The following is a 580-nucleotide window of genomic DNA, read 5'->3' as shown; positions in this document are numbered from 1 at the left end:
CAAAAATTAACGCGATATAAACACGCGGATTCACATCTGAAGTGCATAACGTTTAGGCGGCTTTAGCCGCCAAGTGATCCTGCATCAATTTTGCAGGCGTTTCAAATCCAAGTGTCTTCCTTGGACGATTATTAAGTTGCTCAAGTACTGGTATAACTTGCGCTGGTGTTACCGCCTTAAAATCTGTGCTCTTCGGCCAATACTGGCGTAGTAATCCATTCGTGTTTTCATTCACTCCGCGCTCCCATGAGTGATAAGGGTGAGCAAAATAAACAGGAACACTTAAAGCCTCTGTGATTTGCTCGTGATAAGCGAACTCTTTTCCATTGTCAGCCGTGATGCTATGAAGCGCTGACCTATATGGCCTTAATAGTTCTATCGTCGCCGCAGTGACGGCCTCCGCTGTTTTGCCTGCCACCTAAGTTGATACAGTGAATAGGGTGACCCGCTCTACAATGGTAACAAGGGCGCCTCGATGACCTTTGGCTATGACGGTATCTATTTCCCAATCTCCGATACGGCCTTTCTCATCAACTATTTGTGGGCGCTCTTCAATGCTAACGCGATTTTTTATTTGCCC

At 46.2% G+C, this 580-nt stretch carries 1 protein-coding gene; it reads right to left on the bottom strand.

Features of this window, described 5'->3' with window-relative positions; genetic code table 11:
* Positions 1–52: 52 nt before the first annotated feature.
* Positions 53–418 carry an IS30 family transposase gene (locus tag IOD06_RS13490; RefSeq protein ID WP_320157443.1) on the bottom strand — a complete coding sequence of 122 codons (366 nt, stop codon included), beginning with the start codon at positions 416–418 and terminating at the stop codon, positions 53–55.
* Positions 419–580 lie beyond the last annotated feature (162 nt).

This window comes from Psychrobacter sp. N25K4-3-2 (genome assembly GCF_015351755.1).
Taxonomy (GTDB): Bacteria; Pseudomonadota; Gammaproteobacteria; order Pseudomonadales; family Moraxellaceae; genus Psychrobacter; species Psychrobacter glaciei.
The sequence above is the reverse complement of the archived record's forward strand: the minus strand, read 5'-3'. Positions and strand labels throughout refer to the sequence as shown.